This window comes from Tamlana crocina (genome assembly GCF_012037625.1).
This window is the reverse complement of sequence record NZ_JAAVJS010000867.1, coordinates 1-283: the sequence shown is the minus strand read 5'-3', so window position 1 is coordinate 283 and position 283 is coordinate 1. Positions and strand designations below refer to the sequence as shown.

Below are 283 nucleotides of genomic sequence, written 5' to 3'. Positions count from 1 at the left end.
GATTTCATGCCCGGCGGCGCTCTTGAAGTTAAAGAAGGCGACAGGATCATTCCTGTGATCAATAAGATCCTGCCTCAATTCGAGCTCGTAGTGGCTACTCAGGACTGGCATCCCGAAAATCATAAAAGTTTTGCAGTCAATCATTCCGGAAAAAATGAATTTGAGGTCATAGAACTAAATGGCCTGGAACAAAAACTGTGGCCGCCGCATTGTGTTCAGGAAACTAAAGGAGCAGATTTTCATCCCGACCTGAGATCAAAGCCTATAGAAGCCATTTTTCGTA

General features: G+C 44.5%; 1 protein-coding gene. It reads left to right on the top strand.

Annotation, left to right across the window (positions count from 1 at the left end; translation table 11 throughout):
- A partial coding sequence (locus HC176_RS19315; RefSeq protein ID WP_483414767.1) for a cysteine hydrolase family protein occupies positions 1-283 on the top strand: 283 nt, incomplete at both ends.